The organism is Nocardiopsis sp. TNDT3, assembly GCF_003427465.1.
In the GTDB taxonomy this organism is placed as follows: domain Bacteria; phylum Actinomycetota; class Actinomycetes; order Streptosporangiales; family Streptosporangiaceae; genus Nocardiopsis; species Nocardiopsis dassonvillei.
Genome location: NZ_QPFC01000213.1, coordinates 1 through 16180 on the forward strand (window position 1 = coordinate 1; position 16180 = coordinate 16180).

16 protein-coding genes are annotated in these 16180 nt (G+C 72.8%); 10 read left to right on the top strand and 6 right to left on the bottom strand.

The features are described from left to right. Positions 1 to 268 precede the first annotated feature (268 nt). Together DQW06_RS05805 and DQW06_RS05810 are read left to right on the top strand one after the other, a co-directional pair. The gene (locus tag DQW06_RS05805; RefSeq protein ID WP_013151239.1) at positions 269 to 532 is read left to right on the top strand and encodes a hypothetical protein; all 264 of its coding nucleotides are present in this window, start codon (positions 269 to 271) and stop codon (positions 530 to 532) included. A gap of 186 nt (positions 533 to 718) precedes the next feature. Then, positions 719 to 1636: an AlpA family transcriptional regulator gene (locus tag DQW06_RS05810; RefSeq protein WP_013151240.1), complete on the top strand. Its 918-nt coding sequence runs from the start codon at positions 719 to 721 to the stop codon at positions 1634 to 1636. A 78-nt stretch (positions 1637 to 1714) separates the two neighbouring features. Here DQW06_RS05810 and DQW06_RS05815 read toward each other — a convergent pair whose 3' ends face one another. Beyond that, on the bottom strand, positions 1715 to 2401 hold the full coding sequence (locus DQW06_RS05815; RefSeq protein ID WP_019608647.1) for an IclR family transcriptional regulator: 687 nt from the start codon (positions 2399 to 2401) through the stop codon (positions 1715 to 1717). A gap of 153 nt (positions 2402 to 2554) precedes the next feature. On the opposite strand from DQW06_RS05815, the gene leuC reads away from it, so the two are divergent. The 3 genes from leuC (at position 2555) to DQW06_RS05830 (ending at position 5214) form a co-directional block, all read left to right on the top strand. After that, positions 2555 to 3961: a 3-isopropylmalate dehydratase large subunit gene (gene leuC, locus DQW06_RS05820; RefSeq protein WP_013151242.1), complete on the top strand. Its 1407-nt coding sequence runs from the start codon at positions 2555 to 2557 to the stop codon at positions 3959 to 3961. A gap of 25 nt (positions 3962 to 3986) precedes the next feature. Further along, positions 3987 to 4583, top strand: coding sequence for a 3-isopropylmalate dehydratase small subunit (gene leuD / locus DQW06_RS05825; protein WP_013151243.1), 597 nt, complete (start codon positions 3987 to 3989; stop codon positions 4581 to 4583). Between the two features lie 349 nt (positions 4584 to 4932). Then, complete coding sequence (locus DQW06_RS05830) at positions 4933 to 5214, top strand: HU family DNA-binding protein (RefSeq protein WP_013151244.1); 282 nt, start codon at positions 4933 to 4935, stop codon at positions 5212 to 5214. Positions 5215 to 5484: 270 nt separating this feature from the next. Here DQW06_RS05830 and cofC read toward each other — a convergent pair whose 3' ends face one another. Then, complete coding sequence (gene cofC / locus DQW06_RS05835; protein WP_013151245.1) at positions 5485 to 6177, bottom strand: 2-phospho-L-lactate guanylyltransferase; 693 nt, start codon at positions 6175 to 6177, stop codon at positions 5485 to 5487. Positions 6178 to 6345: 168 nt separating this feature from the next. Here cofC and DQW06_RS05840 point away from each other — a divergent pair, with 168 nt between their 5' ends. The 5 genes from DQW06_RS05840 (at position 6346) to DQW06_RS05860 (ending at position 11401) form a co-directional block, all read left to right on the top strand. Then, entirely contained in the window at positions 6346 to 7191 is an 846-nt protein-coding gene (locus DQW06_RS05840; RefSeq protein WP_013151246.1) for a 1-acyl-sn-glycerol-3-phosphate acyltransferase, read from the top strand. 8 nt (positions 7192 to 7199) lie between these two features. Beyond that, entirely contained in the window at positions 7200 to 8255 is a 1056-nt protein-coding gene (locus DQW06_RS05845; RefSeq protein WP_041552173.1) for an NAD(P)H-dependent glycerol-3-phosphate dehydrogenase, read from the top strand. Between the two features lie 11 nt (positions 8256 to 8266). Further along, entirely contained in the window at positions 8267 to 9496 is a 1230-nt protein-coding gene (locus tag DQW06_RS05850; protein ID WP_013151248.1) for a PLP-dependent aspartate aminotransferase family protein, read from the top strand. 59 nt (positions 9497 to 9555) lie between these two features. Continuing rightward, positions 9556 to 10680: a D-alanine--D-alanine ligase family protein gene (locus tag DQW06_RS05855; RefSeq protein WP_013151249.1), complete on the top strand. Its 1125-nt coding sequence runs from the start codon at positions 9556 to 9558 to the stop codon at positions 10678 to 10680. A 175-nt stretch (positions 10681 to 10855) separates the two neighbouring features. Next, entirely contained in the window at positions 10856 to 11401 is a 546-nt protein-coding gene (locus DQW06_RS05860; protein WP_232051630.1) for a Uma2 family endonuclease, read from the top strand. 256 nt (positions 11402 to 11657) lie between these two features. Here DQW06_RS05860 and DQW06_RS05865 read toward each other — a convergent pair whose 3' ends face one another. The 4 genes from DQW06_RS05865 to DQW06_RS05880 form a co-directional block, all read right to left on the bottom strand. Then, on the bottom strand, positions 11658 to 12509 hold the full coding sequence (locus DQW06_RS05865) for an EI24 domain-containing protein (RefSeq protein WP_071621302.1): 852 nt from the start codon (positions 12507 to 12509) through the stop codon (positions 11658 to 11660). Positions 12510 to 12568: 59 nt separating this feature from the next. Beyond that, positions 12569 to 13348, bottom strand: coding sequence for an RNA ligase family protein (locus DQW06_RS05870; RefSeq protein WP_117198105.1), 780 nt, complete (start codon positions 13346 to 13348; stop codon positions 12569 to 12571). A gap of 337 nt (positions 13349 to 13685) precedes the next feature. Next, a complete protein-coding gene (gene cydC / locus DQW06_RS05875; RefSeq protein WP_117198103.1) occupies positions 13686 to 15452 on the bottom strand; it encodes a thiol reductant ABC exporter subunit CydC in 1767 nt (588 codons plus the stop codon). Next, on the bottom strand, positions 15449 to 16180 hold a 732-nt coding region (locus DQW06_RS05880; protein ID WP_117198104.1), incomplete at its 5' end, for an ATP-binding cassette domain-containing protein. The genes DQW06_RS05880 and cydC, both read right to left, overlap by 4 nt.

Genomic DNA, 16180 nt, shown 5'->3' on the forward strand with positions numbered 1-16180 from the left:
GCGGTAACGGCGGTTCGAATCCGCTCGGGGGTACCAGCAGGCGAGGCTCCATCCACCAGGATGGGGCCTTTCGTGTTCTCCGGCCCCGGAAGCCCTCCGGAACCGCGCGGCCCCCTCCCGGGCCGCGGAAGGCGGGTCCGCGGCGCTGAGACGCCCCTGGGATACTGGGTGGGCGCGGTTCCCCGGCCCCTCAACCCCTGTCGGAGCGTATGAAGAGCGACCCTGCCTCCCCAGCCGTCCGGACCGGACCGGCGCCCCCGGGCGCGCCGTGACCGGCCGTGAGCTCGGCCCGGGCAACCACCAGGACAAGGAGCTGCGCGAGGTCCTCAAGGATCTGTGCGAACAGGGGTGGGTGCTGAGGCAGGAGGGACACTGGGGGCGTCTGTACTGCGACTGCGGCTGCACCCGCATCCAGGTCCCCGGGACGCCGCGCAACTCCGGCCGGGCCGCGCGCCGCATCCGGCAGGAGGCGCGGCGCTGCCCGATGCCCCCGGACGACCCCCGGCGGGGCGCGGGCGGACCCCGCGAGTGAGGACGGTCCGGGCGTCGGCGGTTCCGGCGGCCCAGGCCGTGGTGGGGCCCGGCCGTTCCGGGTATCCTTGTGTTGACGTTTGCCAACGGATGGGCGGCGCCCGGCGGGTTCGGGGGCACCGCGGCCGTTGACCGCGGCCGGTAGCCCGGCGCACACCGGAGGACGCTCCGGAGGAAGGCGAGGCCGATGGCCGAGTACGAGTTCGTCTTCGTCGTGGACGGGTTCGACCTGGACGACCACGACACCGTCCAGGCCCTCAGCGAGAGCTTCGACGCCCTCGTCTCCTCCTGGCACGGGTCCCTGCGCCTGTCCGTGGCCGCGCTCGGCCCGGACGCGGTCACGGCGGCCAGGTCGCTGGTGGAGCGCGTCCACGTGACGGTGCCCGGCGTGCGGATCGTCCGCCTCGACCGGGAGCTGGTCGGGATCTCCGACATCGCCGAGATCACCGGTAGGAGCAGGCAGAACGTCGACCAGTGGGTCCGCGGGCAGCGGCACGACGGCGTCCCCTTCCCCGCGCCCGAGGCGGCCGTGGGCCGATCCCTGGTGTGGCTGTGGTCCGAGGTCAACGCGTGGCTGCGCGGGATCGGCCTGGACGACGGTCAGCTGCGGCCCACGCGGACGGAGATGTCCGAGATCGACTGGCTGCTCCAGACCTCGCGCAAGGTCGAGCTCGCCCTGGTCCGCCACGCCAACAGCCCCGACGCGCGCCGGGTGGCCAGGCTGCTGGCCGCGCACGCCCGCACCACGCGCGAGTTCATCCACTACCTGGTGAAGAACCCGCGGGTGCGCGACGCCCGCGGCCGCTACACGGTGCTGGTCTGCTCGCCCCGGGACGAGGCGGTGGACGTCTTCCGCAGGCTGGAGGCGTTCGAGCACCCGGTCGTGCTCGCCACGGTGACCAACCGCATCCACGCCCTGGTCATGGTCGACGGGGAGGGTGAGCGCGGTGACGCGACCGAGCTGGTGCCCGGGATGACCGTGCGCGACTGGCTGGGGATGATCGCCCTGTCGCCCGAGAGCGAGTTCACCGTCGCGTCGGAGGGCGCGTCCACCAAGACCGCGCCCATCACCGCGCGGTCGCCGATGGACCTCGTCGGCGCCTGACCCCGCCTCCGGGCGCTTCACCACGACCCCCTCCGGTGGGCCGCCTTCGGGGCGGCCCGCCGGGGTGGGGCGGCCCGGCTAGTGCGCGCCCTCGTAGCTGTGCAGGGACTCGCTGATCTTCTCCGCCGCCGACAGGACCGCCTGGGAGTGGATGCGGCCGGGGGAGCGGGTCAGGCGCTCTATGGGGCCCGACACCGACACGGCGGCGATCACGCGCCCCCCGGGGCCCGACACCGGCGCGGACACCGACGCCACGCCCTGCTCGCGCTCGGCCACGCTCTGGGCCCATCTGCGGCGGCGCACCTGGGCCAGGCTGGCCGCCGTGAACCGCGCCCCCAGCAGGGAGCGGCGGATGCGGTCGGAGTCCTCCCAGGCCAGCAGTACCTGGGCGGCCGAACCGGCGTTCATGGGCAACTCGCTGCCGACCGGGACCGTGTCGCGCAGCCCGCTGCTGCGCTCGGAGGCGGCCACGCACACCCGCAGGTCCCCCTGGCGGCGGTAGAGCTGCGCGCTCTCCCCGGTCAGGTCGCGCAGCTGCACCAGGACGGGGGAGGCCACGGCCAGCAGCCGGTCCTCGCCGGTCGCTATCGACAGCTCACCCAGGCGCGGGCCCAGCACGAAGCGCCCCTGGCTGTCGCGGGTGACCATGCGGTGGCGCTCCAGCGCCACCGCCAGCCGGTGGGCCGTCGGCCGGGCCAGACCGGTGATCTGTACCAACTGGGCCAGGGACGCCGGTCCCGACTCCAGGGCGTCGAGGACGGACATGGTCTTGTCCAGGACACCGACGCCGCTGGATGAGCTAGAGTTGTCCATGGCTTGATATTGCCGTCTCGAAATATGGAATGCAAGTCAGGCCGCAGTCCGCGCAGGGCTCCACACGAGACGCGCCCGAGACGATTACGAGAGAGGCGATCGCCCATGGCACGCACGATGGCCGAGAAGGTCTGGGAGGAGCACGTCGTCCGGCGTGCCGACGGCGAGCCGGACCTGCTCTACATCGACCTCCACCTCGTCCACGAGGTGACCAGCCCGCAGGCCTTCGAGGGCCTGCGCCTGGCGGGCCGGTCCGTGCGCCGCCCGGACCTGACCATCGCCACCGAGGACCACAACGTCCCCACCCAGGACCTGCTGGCCCCCATCGCCGATCCGGTCTCCCGCAAGCAGGTCGAGACGCTGCGCAAGAACTGCTCCGACTTCGGCGTGCGGCTGCACCCGATGGGCGACATCGAGCAGGGCGTGGTGCACGTGGTCGGCCCCCAGCTGGGCCTGACCCAGCCGGGCATGACCATCGTCTGCGGTGACAGCCACACCAGCACCCACGGCGCGTTCGGCGCCCTGGCCTTCGGCATCGGCACCAGCCAGGTCGAGCACGTCCTGGCCACCCAGACCCTGCCGATGGCCCCCTTCAAGACGATGGCCGTCACCGTGAACGGCACGCTGCGGCCGGGAGTGTCCGCCAAGGACGTCATCCTCGCGGTCATCGCCAAGATCGGCACCGGCGGCGGCCAGGGCTACGTCATCGAGTACCGGGGCGAGGCCATCGAGGCCCTGTCCATGGAAGCCCGCATGACCGTGTGCAACATGTCCATCGAGGCGGGCGCCCGCGCCGGGATGATCGCCCCGGACCAGACCACGTTCGACTACATCCGCGGCCGGGCGCACGCGCCCCAGGGCGAGGACTTCGACGCCGCGGTCGAGCACTGGAAGAGCCTGCGCACCGACGAGGGCGCGGTCTTCGACGCCGAGGTCGTGCTGGACGCCGACGAGCTCAGCCCGTTCGTCACCTGGGGCACCAACCCCGGCCAGGGCGTGCCACTGGACGCCTCCGTGCCCGACCCCGCCTCGTTCGAGGACCCCTCCGCCCGCGCCGCCGCCGAGAAGGCCCTGGCCTACATGGACCTCGCGGCCGGAACGCCGATGCGCGAGGTGAGCGTGGACACCGTCTTCCTGGGCTCGTGCACCAACGGCCGCATCGAGGACCTGCGCGCCGCCGCCGAGATCATCCGCGGCCGCAGGGTGGCCGAGGGCGTGCGCATGCTCGTCGTCCCCGGCTCCATGCGGGTCAAGGAGCAGGCCAACGAGGAGGGCCTGGGCCGGGTCTTCGAGGAGGCCGGCGCCGAGTGGCGCGAGGCCGGCTGCTCGATGTGCCTGGGCATGAACCCCGACCAGCTCAAGCCCGGCGAGCGCAGCGCCTCCACCTCCAACCGCAACTTCGAGGGCCGCCAGGGCCGCGGCGGACGCACCCACCTGGTGTCGCCGCAGGTCGCCGCCGCCACCGCGGTGCGCGGCACCCTGTCCTCGCCCGCCGACCTGGCCGCCCTCTAGCGCGCCCCGTTAGGAGAGACCTCTCATGGAGAAGTTCGACGTCCACACCGGTCGGGCCGTGCCGCTGCGCGCGAGCAACGTCGACACCGACCAGATCATCCCGGCCGTCTACCTCAAGCGGGTCAGCCGGACCGGCTTCGAGGACGGCCTGTTCGCCGAGTGGCGCAAGTCCGACCCCGACTTCGTCCTCAACCGCCCCGAGTACCAGGGCGCGTCCGTGCTGGTGGCCGGGCCGGACTTCGGCACGGGCTCCTCGCGCGAGCACGCCGTGTGGGCGCTCCAGGACTACGGCTTCAAGACCGTGCTGTCCTCGCGCTTCGCCGACATCTTCCGCGGCAACTCGCTCAAGGGCGGCCTGCTGACGGTCCTGCTGGCCCAGGAGGTCATCGACCGCGTCTGGGCGGCCGTCGAGGCCGACCCCGCCACCGAGGTGACCGTGGACCTGGTCGAGCGCGAGGTGCGGGTTCCGGCGGCGGACGTGCGGGAGCCCTTCGAGCTGGACGACTACACCCGCTGGCGGCTCCTGGAGGGCCTGGACGACATCGCCCTGACCCTGCGCCACACGGACGAGATCGGGGAGTTCGAGGGCACCCGCAAGCCCTGGCTGCCGGTGACCCTCTAGACACTGATCGGCTTCTGGGCCGGGGATTCGCGGCCTGTGTGACGCAGGCCACCCCCGGTCCAGAAATATTTTACCTTTACATGCTGTGAGCGCCTGCTTACGGGTCTTCCGTCCTTAAGCTCAGCGTGTCTCGTGCCCGGAATCCGGTTATACGTAGGCATTTGAGGCTCGCAGAAGGGGTCAAAAGGGACTGAAGCCGGGGGTGTCTCCGGTCTGGACCGGAGTCCCGCGGAAGCTGCCGCGCAGGTGGGGATGGGCCCGACACGCCCTGCCCGTAGGCGTTTGTATTTGTGTAAGGGCCTCTGCTTCCCCTAATTTCGTGCGAGCAAGGGGGAACCGGAGGAACCTTATGAACAAGCGTGACCTGATCGACGCGATCTCCGATCGGCTCGGAGACAAGAAGACCGCGACCGAAGCGGTCAACGCTGTGCTTGACACCATTCAGGCCACCGTGGCGTCGGGCGACAAGGTCGCCATCACCGGCTTCGGTGTTTTCGAGAAGTCCGAGCGCGCGGCCCGCACGGCCCGCAACCCCGCCACCGGCGCCACCATCAACGTCCCCGCGAGCTTCGTTCCGAAGTTCCGCGCTGGCGCTGACTTCAAGGCTCTGGTCAACGGCGACAAGAAGTAACCCGCCACCGCACGGCGACGGGTCCGTCCGCCCGGGTCCCCTTCGAGGGGCCCGGGCGGAACGCGTTTGTGGGCCCTGTGAGGTCCATGGGACGTACGGGGAGCCCAGGAGGGGTGCGCCAGAGTCTTTGCGAGGCTCATGTGGCGCAGGAGGAGCTCCAGGAAGGCGCGTCAGGGCCTCATGAGGCCCATGGGGACGCCATGAGGGGCGCCCAGGGCCTCTGCGGCGCCCGAGCGGCGGGACGGGGGGTGTTCCGGCCTTCAGGAGGGCTCAGGGCGCGTTCTGCGGACACAGGCCGCCGTCCACGAGCTCCCACAGCCCGCGCGTCCTGGGGCCCACGCCCAGCGCCACCGCGGCGCGCAGGTCCTCGAACGTGTCCACGTCGCGCCGCACCGACGCCACGTCCGGCACCACCAGCTCCCTGACGCCCCCGGACAGGTGGCGGACCCGCGAGGGCCCCTCGAAGGCCGGGGTGAACGGGTGCCCGGGCGCGGCGGCGAACAGCGTCGTGCCCACACCGGGAGCATCCGCCAGGAAGGAGCGGCCGTGCCCGGCCGCCGCGGCCAGGACCCGCTCCAGTTCCTCGGGACGCAGCGCGGGCAGGTCGGCGGACAGGGCGCACACCCCGAGCCCGGGCAGACGCCGCCGCGCGAAGGCCGCCCCGTGCTCCAGCGCCGGGTTCAGCCCCGTGCCGGGCTCTCCGCCCACCACGACCGCGCCCAACCGGGCCAGTTCGGCGCCCGCGCGCGCGTCCTCGGTCACCGCGAACACCGCCGCCACCCCGGGGCAGGCCCGCGCCGCGGCCACCGTGTCGCAGGCGATGGCCAGCGCCAGGTCCTCGCGGCGGCCCCCCGCGACCGGGGCCAGCCGCGTCTTGGCGCGGCCGAGGCGCTTCACCGGGACGACCAGGGACCAGCGCGCCCCGGGCCGCGGCGCCCCGCCCTGTTCTCCACAGCCGGTCACGGTCCCCCCGGAACGTCGGTACGGCACGACAGTGACGAGGGTAGGCGTTCGGCGGGGAGCCGTCGGCGGCGACGCCCGCGACGGGCCGTATCCGCCGAACACGCCCTACACTGAATCGGTTGTGCTGTGCGGCCTCGACGGGCCCGGAGTGATGGAGTGAGGAGTCCCGTGGCCAAGCAACGAGAATCCCGGTGGGTGAAAGCGGTCGTCTCCCGGATCGTCCGGTTCGTCCTGTGGTTCGTGACCAAGCCGGACTGGAGGGGCACCGAGCACGTCCCCGCCAAGGGCGGCGCGATCATCGCCCTCAACCACCTGTCCCTCGCGGACCCGCTGACGGTCGCCCACTTCCTCTACATCGGCGCCCGGCGCTGGCCGACCTTCACCATGAAGGAGGGGGTCATGCGCATCCCCGTGGTGAGCGCGGTGGCCAGGAGCACCGGCCAGATCCCCGTCAAGCGCGGCAGCACCGACGCCGTCAAGGCGCTCCACGAGGCCGAGCTGGCGCTCACCCGGGACGGGGCCTCGGTGATCTTCTACCCCGAGGGCACCTGCACCCGGGACCCGAACCTGTGGCCGATGACCGCCAAGACCGGCGTGGCGCGCCTGGCCCTCACCACGGGCGTGCCCGTGGTCCCGGTTGCGCACTGGGGCGAGCAGCACATCATGCCCTACGGCACCAAGAAGGTCAGGCTGTTCCCGCGCAAGCGCGTGGAGTTCCTGGCCGGACCGCCCGTGGACCTGTCCCGGTTCCGGGACCAGCCGCTGACCGGAACGGTCCTGCGGGAGGCCACCGAGGCGATCATGGCCGACATCACCGCCCTCCAGGCGCGGATCCGCGGCGAGGAGCCGCCCGCGGTCCCCTACGACCCCAGGAAGGCGCGGGCCGCGGCCGCCGGGAGCGAGGAGCGGCCCCCCGTGGAGGGCGGCACGGCCGCCGCGGCGGACAGCACGGCGCCGGCCGACGACCAGGCCGGGGCGAAGAGCGACAACGGCGGGAACAGCGTGGGGGCATGACGGAGCCGATGGGTAGCGACGACGTGAGGATCGCCGTTCTCGGCGCGGGATCGTGGGGCACCGTGTTCGCGAACATCATCGCGGACGCGGCCGACCTGACCAGGGAACGCCGTCCGGACGGCCCCGCCGCCGAGGTGGTCCTGTGGGGGCGGCGGTCCTCGGTGGTCGACGCGGTCAACGAGACCTCGCAGAACCCCGACTACTTCCCCGGGATCGCCCTCAACCCGCGCCTGCGCGCCACCACCGACGCCCCCAAGGCGCTGGCGGAGGCCGACGTGGTGGTGCTGGCGGTGCCGTCGCAGACGCTGCGGGCCAACCTCGTGGACTGGCGCCCCCACCTGCGCGAGGACGCGGTGGTCGTCAGCCTCATGAAGGGTGTGGAACTGGGCACCCGCATGCGGGTGAGCCAGATCATCGCCGAGGTCCTGGAGTACTCCGAGGAGCGCATCGCGGTCGTCTCGGGCCCCAACCTGGCCCGCGAGATCGCCGAGCGCCAGCCCGCCACCGCCGTGGTCGCCTGCCCGCACGAGCCGACGGCCGTGCGGCTCCAGAGCCTGTTCAGGTCGGCCTACTTCCGCCCCTACACCAGCACCGACCTGGTCGGGGTGGAGATCGGCGGCGCGATGAAGAACGTGATCGGCCTGGCCGTCGGCGTGGCCGAGGGCATGGGCTTCGGGGACAACACCAAGGCGTCCCTCATCACCCGCGGCCTGGCCGAGACCACGCGCCTGGCGGTGGCCCTGGGCGCGGACGAGCACACCCTGTCCGGCCTGGCCGGGATGGGTGACCTGGTCGCGACATGCTCGTCGCCGCTGTCGCGAAACCGGACTTTCGGTGAGAAACTGGGCGCTGGTAAAACCCTCGAACAGGTCGTCGCGGAGACCAAGCAGACGGCCGAGGGGGTCAAGTCCTCCGAGTCCGTCCTGGAACTCGGATGGGCCCACGGGGTCGACATGCCGATCACCGAGGCCGTCGTCAAGATGATGCACCACGACCTGAGCCCGGCCGAGGCGCTGGCCGCCTTCATGGCGCGCAGCGCCAAGCCCGAGCGCTACGGGGTCTGAGAGCGAGCACGATGTCACACACACCAGGGTCCGCGGCGGGAGCCGGGGCCGAGGGCGAGTACACGCGGGCGGTCTCCCTCCCGCAGGCGCCGGTTCCCGCCGAGCGCCCGATGCGCATGCCCGTCCACCGGGCCACCACCTACGCGTTCGACACCTCCCAGGAGTACGCGGACGTGCTGGCGGGCACCCGGCCGGGCTACTCCTACGCGCGCATCGACAGCCCCACCGTGGACGCGTTCGCCGACGCCGTCGCGGCCCTGGAGGGCGCCGGTGTACCGGGTCCGGTGCGCGGACAGGCCTTCTCCTCGGGCATGGGCGCGCTCAGCACGGTGTTCATGGCGCTGACCGAGGCCGGGTCGCACGTGGTGGCCTCACAGTCCATCTACGGCAACACCCACTCGTTGCTGGACCGGCTGCTGCGCCGGTTCGGCGTGCGCACCGACTTCGTGGACATCACCGACCTCGACGCCGTGCGCGCCGCCGTGGGACCCGACACCCGGATGGTGTTCACCGAGACGCTGTCCAACCCCACCATGACCGTCTCCGACCTGCCCGAGCTGGCACGGATCTCCCACGAAGTCGGCGCCGCCCTGGTGGTGGACTCCACCTTCGCCTCCCCGGCCGTGTGCCGACCGCTGGAGCACGGCGCCGACGTGGTCGTGCACTCGGCCACCAAGTACATCGGAGGCCACAGCGACACCACCGGTGGCGTGGCCGTGGCCTCGCCCGACCTGATCGGGCGCATTCGCTCCGCGCGCGTGGACCTGGGCCCCTGCCTGGCCCCCGACGAGGCCTACCTGCTGCACCGGGGGCTGGAGACGCTGCCGCTGCGGGTGCAGCGCCAGTGCGAGAGCGCGGCGGCCCTCGCCGCGGCACTGGAGGGACACCCCCTGGTGGAGCGGGTGGACCACCCCTCGCTGGCCTCCCACCCCCAGTCGGCGCTCGCCGACAAGCTGTTCGACCGCGGCCGCTACGGCGCGGTCGTGACCGTGCACCCGCGCGGCGGACGCGAGGCCGGGATGGCCTTCGCCGACCGGTTGCGCGTGGCCACCATCGCCGCCTCGCTGGGCGGCACGCACACGCTCGCCGGACACGTCGCCTCCACGTCGCACCGCAGCATGAGCGAGCGGGAACTGGCCGCCGCGGGCATCTCCCCGGGGGCGGTGCGCTTCTCCGTCGGACTGGAGGACCCCCGTGACCTCGTCGAGGACGCCCTGGCGGCCCTCGGCGGGGACAGCTGACACACCGCGGGGTTCCACCCGCTCCGGTTCCAACCAACGGCGAGATAGGGTCAGGCAGCATGTCGTCCGAACAGCGCAAGATTCGGGTGGCCGTCGTCTTCGGCGGGCGTAGCTCCGAACACGAGATCTCCTGCGTCACCGCGGGCAGCGTGCTGTCCGTCGTCGACCACGACCGCTACGAGATCGTGCCGGTCGGTATCACCCGTACGGGCAACTGGGTGCTGACCTCGGGCGACCCCGAGAGCCTGCGCATCGACGCGGGCACCCGAGCGCTGCCGTCGGTGTCCGAGGACGGCGTCGACCTCGCGCTGCCCTTCGACTCGGCGGGCCAGCTGATGGTCGTGGACCCGGTCAAGGGCCCCGAGCGCCTGGCCGGGGTGGACGTGGTGCTGCCGCTGCTGCACGGCCCCTTCGGCGAGGACGGCACCATCCAGGGGCTGTTCGAGATGATGGGCGTGCGCTACGCCGGGGCCGGGGTGTTCTCCAGCTCCGCCTCCATGGACAAGGTCTTCATGAAGGCCATGCTGCGCGGCAACGGCATCCCCACCAGCGACTTCGTGGCCATCACCGACCGCCAGTGGCGCACCGAGCGCAAGAGGGTGCTGGACGACGTGGCCGAGCTGGGCGCCACCGTGTTCGTCAAGCCCGCCCGCGCGGGCAGCAGCGTCGGCATCAGCAAGGTGGAGGACTCCTCCGACGCCGACGCGGTGGTCGCCGCGGTCGAGGCCGCCCGCGAGCACGACCCCAAGGTCCTGGTGGAGGCCCAGGTCGTGGGCCGCGAGGTGGAGTGCGGCGTGCTGGAGTCCGAGGACGGCGGCACGCCCGACGTGTCCCTCCCGGCCGAGGTGCACGTCGCCGACGGCTTCGACTTCTACGACTTCGAGGCCAAGTACCTGTCCACGAGCAGCCTGACCATCCCGGCCGAGCTCCCCGAGGAGGCCACGGCGCGTCTGCGCGCGCTGGCCGCCGAGGTGTTCGAGGCGATGGGGTGCGAGGGCCTGGCCCGAGTGGACTTCTTCTACACCGAGGACGGCGACATCCTCGTCAACGAGCTCAACACCATGCCCGGCTTCACCCCGGCGTCGGCCTTCCCGCAGATGTGGGCCGCCACCGGCGTGGACTACGCGGCCCTGGTGGAGCGGATGATCTCCACGGCGCTGCGCCGCGCCCCCGGCCTGCGGTAGCAGGGACCCTCCCCGGGCGGGCGGCCCGAGCGTTCGCCCGACCGTGTACTCTCTGGGGTTTCTCTCCGAAAACGCGTACGCTGGAACGGTGCTCTCGTTACGCTCAGCAGCGTTCCGGATACCGCAGGGGGTACAGATGACGTGTGCTGCTCAAGAGCGGGTGGAGGAGACGAAGATGGACCTCCCGACGCTGGCTGAAAGCCTCGAACTCCCGGATGGTTACCGCACGGAGATCATCAACGGGAGCATTATCGTGTCGCCGACACCGACCTACCGGCACGCCAGGGCTGTTAGGAAGCTTGAAAGGGTTCTCTCTCACGTAGAGGAAGAGGGGCTCGACATGCTGCAGACGGCGACGGTGGAAGTCAGTGGGACCGGGGACCGCTACGTTCCCGATCTCCTGGTTATACCGACGGCTCTGGCCGAGGGCGAGGGGTGGGACGGTCCGGAGTGGATTCGGCCGGCAGAGGCGTTGGAGCTCGCGGTGGAGGTCGTCTCTCCGAGCAGTGCCCTCCACGACTGGCAGGCCAAGGCACGGGGGTACGCCAGAGCCGGAGTACCCCTCTACTTGGTCGTCGACCCCCGCAGGAGTGAGGTCGCGCTCTTCTCCGACCCCAAGGGCGACGAGTACCAGGAGGTCGCTCGCGCCGTACGGGGGGGATCGGTGAACCTCCCCAAACCCTTCGACGTCGAGATCGAGGCCTCCGCGCTGCTCACGTGAGTACGGGCACGCCCGAGTCGGGCGGCGGAAGTATCCACAGGCGGGCGACCGGGTGGTTGCCCGCCTTCCGCGTTCGCGAGGACACTGGTACACGGGGGTGGGCCCACCCGGGTAGACGGGGCCACGGAGGTCCCTCCGCGAGCGTACGCCCACCGCGACCGAGCCACCAGCCCTCCCCGCCAGCCTGTGGACGACCCCGGCTCCGGCTGGCGGAACGCTGATCGCCGCCGGTGGCGCCGGGAGGGTCCGGCTCCGGTCAGCCCTGACCGTGTCCGCCCGGGAAGGGACCGCCGGGAAGCTGCCCGTCCGGAGCGCCCGGTCCCGGCAGGGGGCCCTTGGGGTCCGGCCGGTACGGCGGGGTGGGGACCAGCTCGCGGGTGAGGAGCACCGCGCCCGCGGTGGCGGCGGGGAAGACCACGACCGCCAGGAACGGGATCGCCAACAGGAAGTACGTCGGCACCGCGTAGCCCAGCACCCGCGCCCGCCGCGTGCCCATGTGCCGGCGCCGCTCGCGGATGGTCGTCAGCCCGCGCCGGTCGAACGCGCTCGCCAGCAGCTCGACCGCCAGCAGCCACCCGCCCAGCACGGCGGCCAGCACCGGACCGACCACCTGGCCCACCAGCGGGATGAAACCGATCGCGAACACGAACACCGTCACCAGCAGGGATACCGCCACGATCGCCAGCGACTGCCGGACGGCCCGCCACATCGACGCCATCAGCGGCTCGTCGAGCTCGCCGGGGTCGTTGCCCAGCTCCTTCTCGACCAGTTCGGTGACCTTGTCGTAGATCGGCCCGCCCAGGGTCAGCGTGACCGTCGTGAACAGCACCACCATCAGCAGGAGGGACCCGGCCAGGACCGCCACGGACACGGCGCCGCGCAGCAGTCCCTGCCACAGGGGGTCCCAGCCGTCGGCGAAGGGCGTCGCCCAGTCGGCCAGGTCGGTCAGGTTCACCACCAGGAGCACGAACAGCGTCAGGAACACCAGTGACGTGATCAGGGCGGGAAGGGCGCCGAGCAGGAACAGGCGCGGTTTACGCAACAGCAGGGTGAAGCCGCGCAGGAGGGCGCCGACGCCACCGAGGAACTCACGAACAGGATTGGCCACGGGGGAACCCTAGAGGAGACCGCTCCCGCTGTCAGATCCGGGCCCGGCGCCCCCGGCCGTCATCCTCCGCGCTGGGACCGGCGCTTGAGCGTGCGCCGGTAGTCCTGGAAGCGGGCTTTGGCGATCACCGACCGGTCCGTGGTGCGCAGCACGATCCCCTCCGCCCGGCCGCCAGCGCCCCCGTCCAGCGCCACCCGGGTGCCCGGCAGGTGTTCGGCGATGAACTCCGAGGTCTCGGCGACGCCTTGGGGAAGCTTGTCGGCGGGCACGGTGGCGAGCCGGGGTGTGAGCTCGATCCCCTCGCGCTCGGCGAGCCGGGAGAGCGCGTCCTCGGGGAGGAAGCTCTGGCCCCCGCCCTCGCGCCAGGCGGAGATCTCCTGACGCTGCCGGGACAGCACCTCGGCCGGGACGGCCGCCGAGTCGAACATCCGGTACCCGACGGCGCGGTCGCCGGTGTACTCGCGGCTGGCCGCGGTGACCTTGCCCCCGTACACCTCCAGGTAGTGGACGGCGATCCCGGTCATCGGAGGGGTGATCCGGTCGGCCAGGGCGCGCAGGGCCTCGACGATGCCCAGGGCGGGGTTCCCGATCAGGTCGCCCCTGGCGTACAGCAGCTCCTCGCGGCTGCCCAGCACGTAGTCCCCGGAAGGAAAGGAGACAATACGGGCATTCGCCCCATCCACCTTCTCGGTCAACACGACGTCGCCGGTGAAGGCGGTGGCCTCCTCCAGCAGTCCCCCGTTCTTGGGGTCGAGGGTGTGGTAGGTGGGGATGCTGGGGTACTTGGTGGCGGAGTTGAGAACGGACAGGTCGAGCGCGCGCAGGTCGGGGGCGGTCATGATCACTCCAGGGGGCTCATCCGGCTCATCGGGCTCGCCCGTTCCAAACGGTCTGTCGGGGCGGCACGGTGGGACGGTATCCCAGTGCCGCCCGTCCCGTCCCCCCGTTTTCGGCCAGCCCCCCGCACGCGTGCACCGCGGACTCCGGGGGAGTACGGCCTGTCCACAGGCGCGAACCAGGGGTGGTGGTGGAGGGCCGGGCGGGGCATGCTCGTGATGGGGCTCCCGCCGGTGCCACAGCGCAGTACGCCCCCGTACCAAGGTCTGCACCGCCGTCCGCCGTCCCGAACACCGCGGCCCGGGCCTGTGGACAGGTGTGCCGGTTCCCCGGCCTCGGTCAGTCCGTGCTGACGTCGCGGTACCAGCCCTCCTGCCGGGACAGCTCCTCGTGCGTGCCCTGCTGGATCACCCGGCCGTCGCGCACCACGTAGATCCGGTCCACACGGTCCAGGCCCGTCAGGTCGTGCGTGACCAGCAGGGTGGAGTACCCCTCGGCCGCGGCCAGCAGGTCCTCCACCACCGCGTCGCGCGTGTCCGGGTCCAGGTGGGCGGTCGGCTCGTCCAGCACCAGCACCCGGGGCGCCGCCAGCAGGGCGCGGGCCAGTGCCAGCCGCTGCACCATCCCGCCGCTCAGGCCCAGGCCGTGCGTGCCCACCCGCGTGTCCAGCCCCTCGGGCATCGCCGTCACCTCGTCGGCCAGCCGCGCGCGCCGCAGCGCCTCCCACAGCTCCTCGTCCTCCGCGCCGGACCGGGCCAGCCGCAGGTTCTCCCGCAGCGTCGAGGCGAACACGTGCGGGTCCTGCGGCACCCCCGACACCACCCCGCGCACCTCGTCGGCCGGGTAGGACGTGACGTCCTCCCCGCCGATCTCCACCAGGCCGCCGTCCGGATCGCGGAACCGCAGCAGCACCGAAGCCAGCGTGCTCTTGCCCGCGCCGCTGGGGCCGATCACCGCCACCGTCCATCCGGCGGGGATCTCCAGGTCCACCCCGTCCAGCGCCCACGGTTCGCCGGGTCCGTAGCGCACCCGCAGGTCCCGTACCCGCACCGTCGCGTCCCCGTGCGGGTCCAGGCCCGTGCGCGTGGGCGCGGCGACCGCGGGCGGGGTGTCCAGGACCCCGAACAGCCTGGCGCCGCTCGCCCGGATCGCCCCCAGCCTTGCCGCCACGGCGGGCAGCGGCGCCACGATCTCGAACGCCGCCAGCGTCACCAGCACCAGCACCGCCAGAGACACCGCGTCCAGCGTCCCGCCCGCCACGGCGGCCACACCCAGGAACAGCGCGCCCCACACGGTCAGCCCGGTGATCAGCGCGCTCGCCCCGGCGCCCAGCCCCAGGATCGCGGAGTCCCTGCGCGCCAGCCGGGTCAGCTCCTCGTCGGCCGCGTACACCCGCGCCACCTGCTGGTCCATGGCGCCGTAGGCGACCAGGTCGGGCGCCCCGTGCAGGGTGTCCACCAGGGTCGTCGACAGCTCCCCGCGCGCTCTGGCCTGGCGCCTGCCCGGTTCCCGGCCCAGCGCGGCCGCGGCCAGCGGCACCGCCAGCCCCGCCAGTAGCAGGCCCGCCGCCAGCAGCAGCCCTCCCGGGACGTACAGCGCGGTCAGGACCAGCACCGTGACACCGCCCGTCACCACCGAGACCAGGGGCGGCGTCAGGCCGCGCACCAGCAGGTCCAGGGTGGCCTCGGTGTCGTTGACCAGTCGGGACACCAGGTCGCCGGACCGGAAGCGGCCGAACGGCTCGGTCCTGGCGAGCCGCTCGTACACCCGCACCCTGACCTCGGCCAGCGTGCGGAACGCGGCGTCGTGGGTGACCAGCCGCTCCAGGTAGCGGGCCACTCCGCGGCCCACGCCCAGCGCGCGGGTGGCGACCACGGCCACGCCCAGCGCGGTGATGGGCGGGTGGTCGGCGGCGGTGGCCAGCATCCACGCGGCCACGCCCAGCAGGGCCACGGCCGCGCCGGTCGCTGCGGCGCCCAGCAGCACGCCGAGCGCGAAGCGGCCCCCGCGGGGCCGGGCCAGTGCCGTCATCCGCAGCAGCGGGTCGCGGCGGCGTTCGCGCCCGGGCACCCGGAGCGTGTCGGGGGCGGCGGTGTCGGCGCTCATCGCGACACGTTCCCTTCCTGGGTCGGCAGTGGTAGCGACGCGGTCCGCAGGGTGTCCCCGAGGACGCCGCGCGCCCACCCGGTGTCGTGGGCGACGATGACGGCGGTCCGTCCCTCCAGGAGCCGGGCGACGGCCGTGCGCACCGCCGCGGCGCTCTCCGGGTCCAGGTGGGCGGTGGGCTCGTCCAGCAGGACGAGCGGGGCGTCCCGGCACAGCGCCCGCGCCAGCGCGATCCGCTGCCTCTGCCCGGCCGACAGCCGGGCGCCGCGCTCGCCGAGCCGGGTGTCGTAGCCGTCGGGGAGGGCGCGGACGAACGCGTCGGCCTCGGCCAGCCGGGCCGCCTCGCGGACCCGCTCCAGGGAGGCGTCGGGCGAGCCCAGCCGGATGTTGTCGGCCACGGACACGTCGAACAGGTAGGGGTTCTGGGGGACCCAGGCGGTGCCGAGGCGCCAGTCGTCGGCGTCGATCCCGCCGAGGGGCTCCCACCGCCCGCCCGGCGCGCGCACGCTGACGCGCCCGCGGGTGGGCTCGTTCAGCCTGAGCAGCAGTGACAGCAGGGTGGACTTGCCCGCCCCGCTGGGGCCGGTGAGCAGCAGGTGCTCCCCGGCCGCCACCTCCAGGTCCAGTCCGGACAGGGCGGGCACGTCCCGTCCTGGGTAGAGCAGTTCCACGTCCTCGAAGCGGATGTCGCCCCCGGCTGCGGGGGCGGGCCGGCCGGTCGCCGGGGC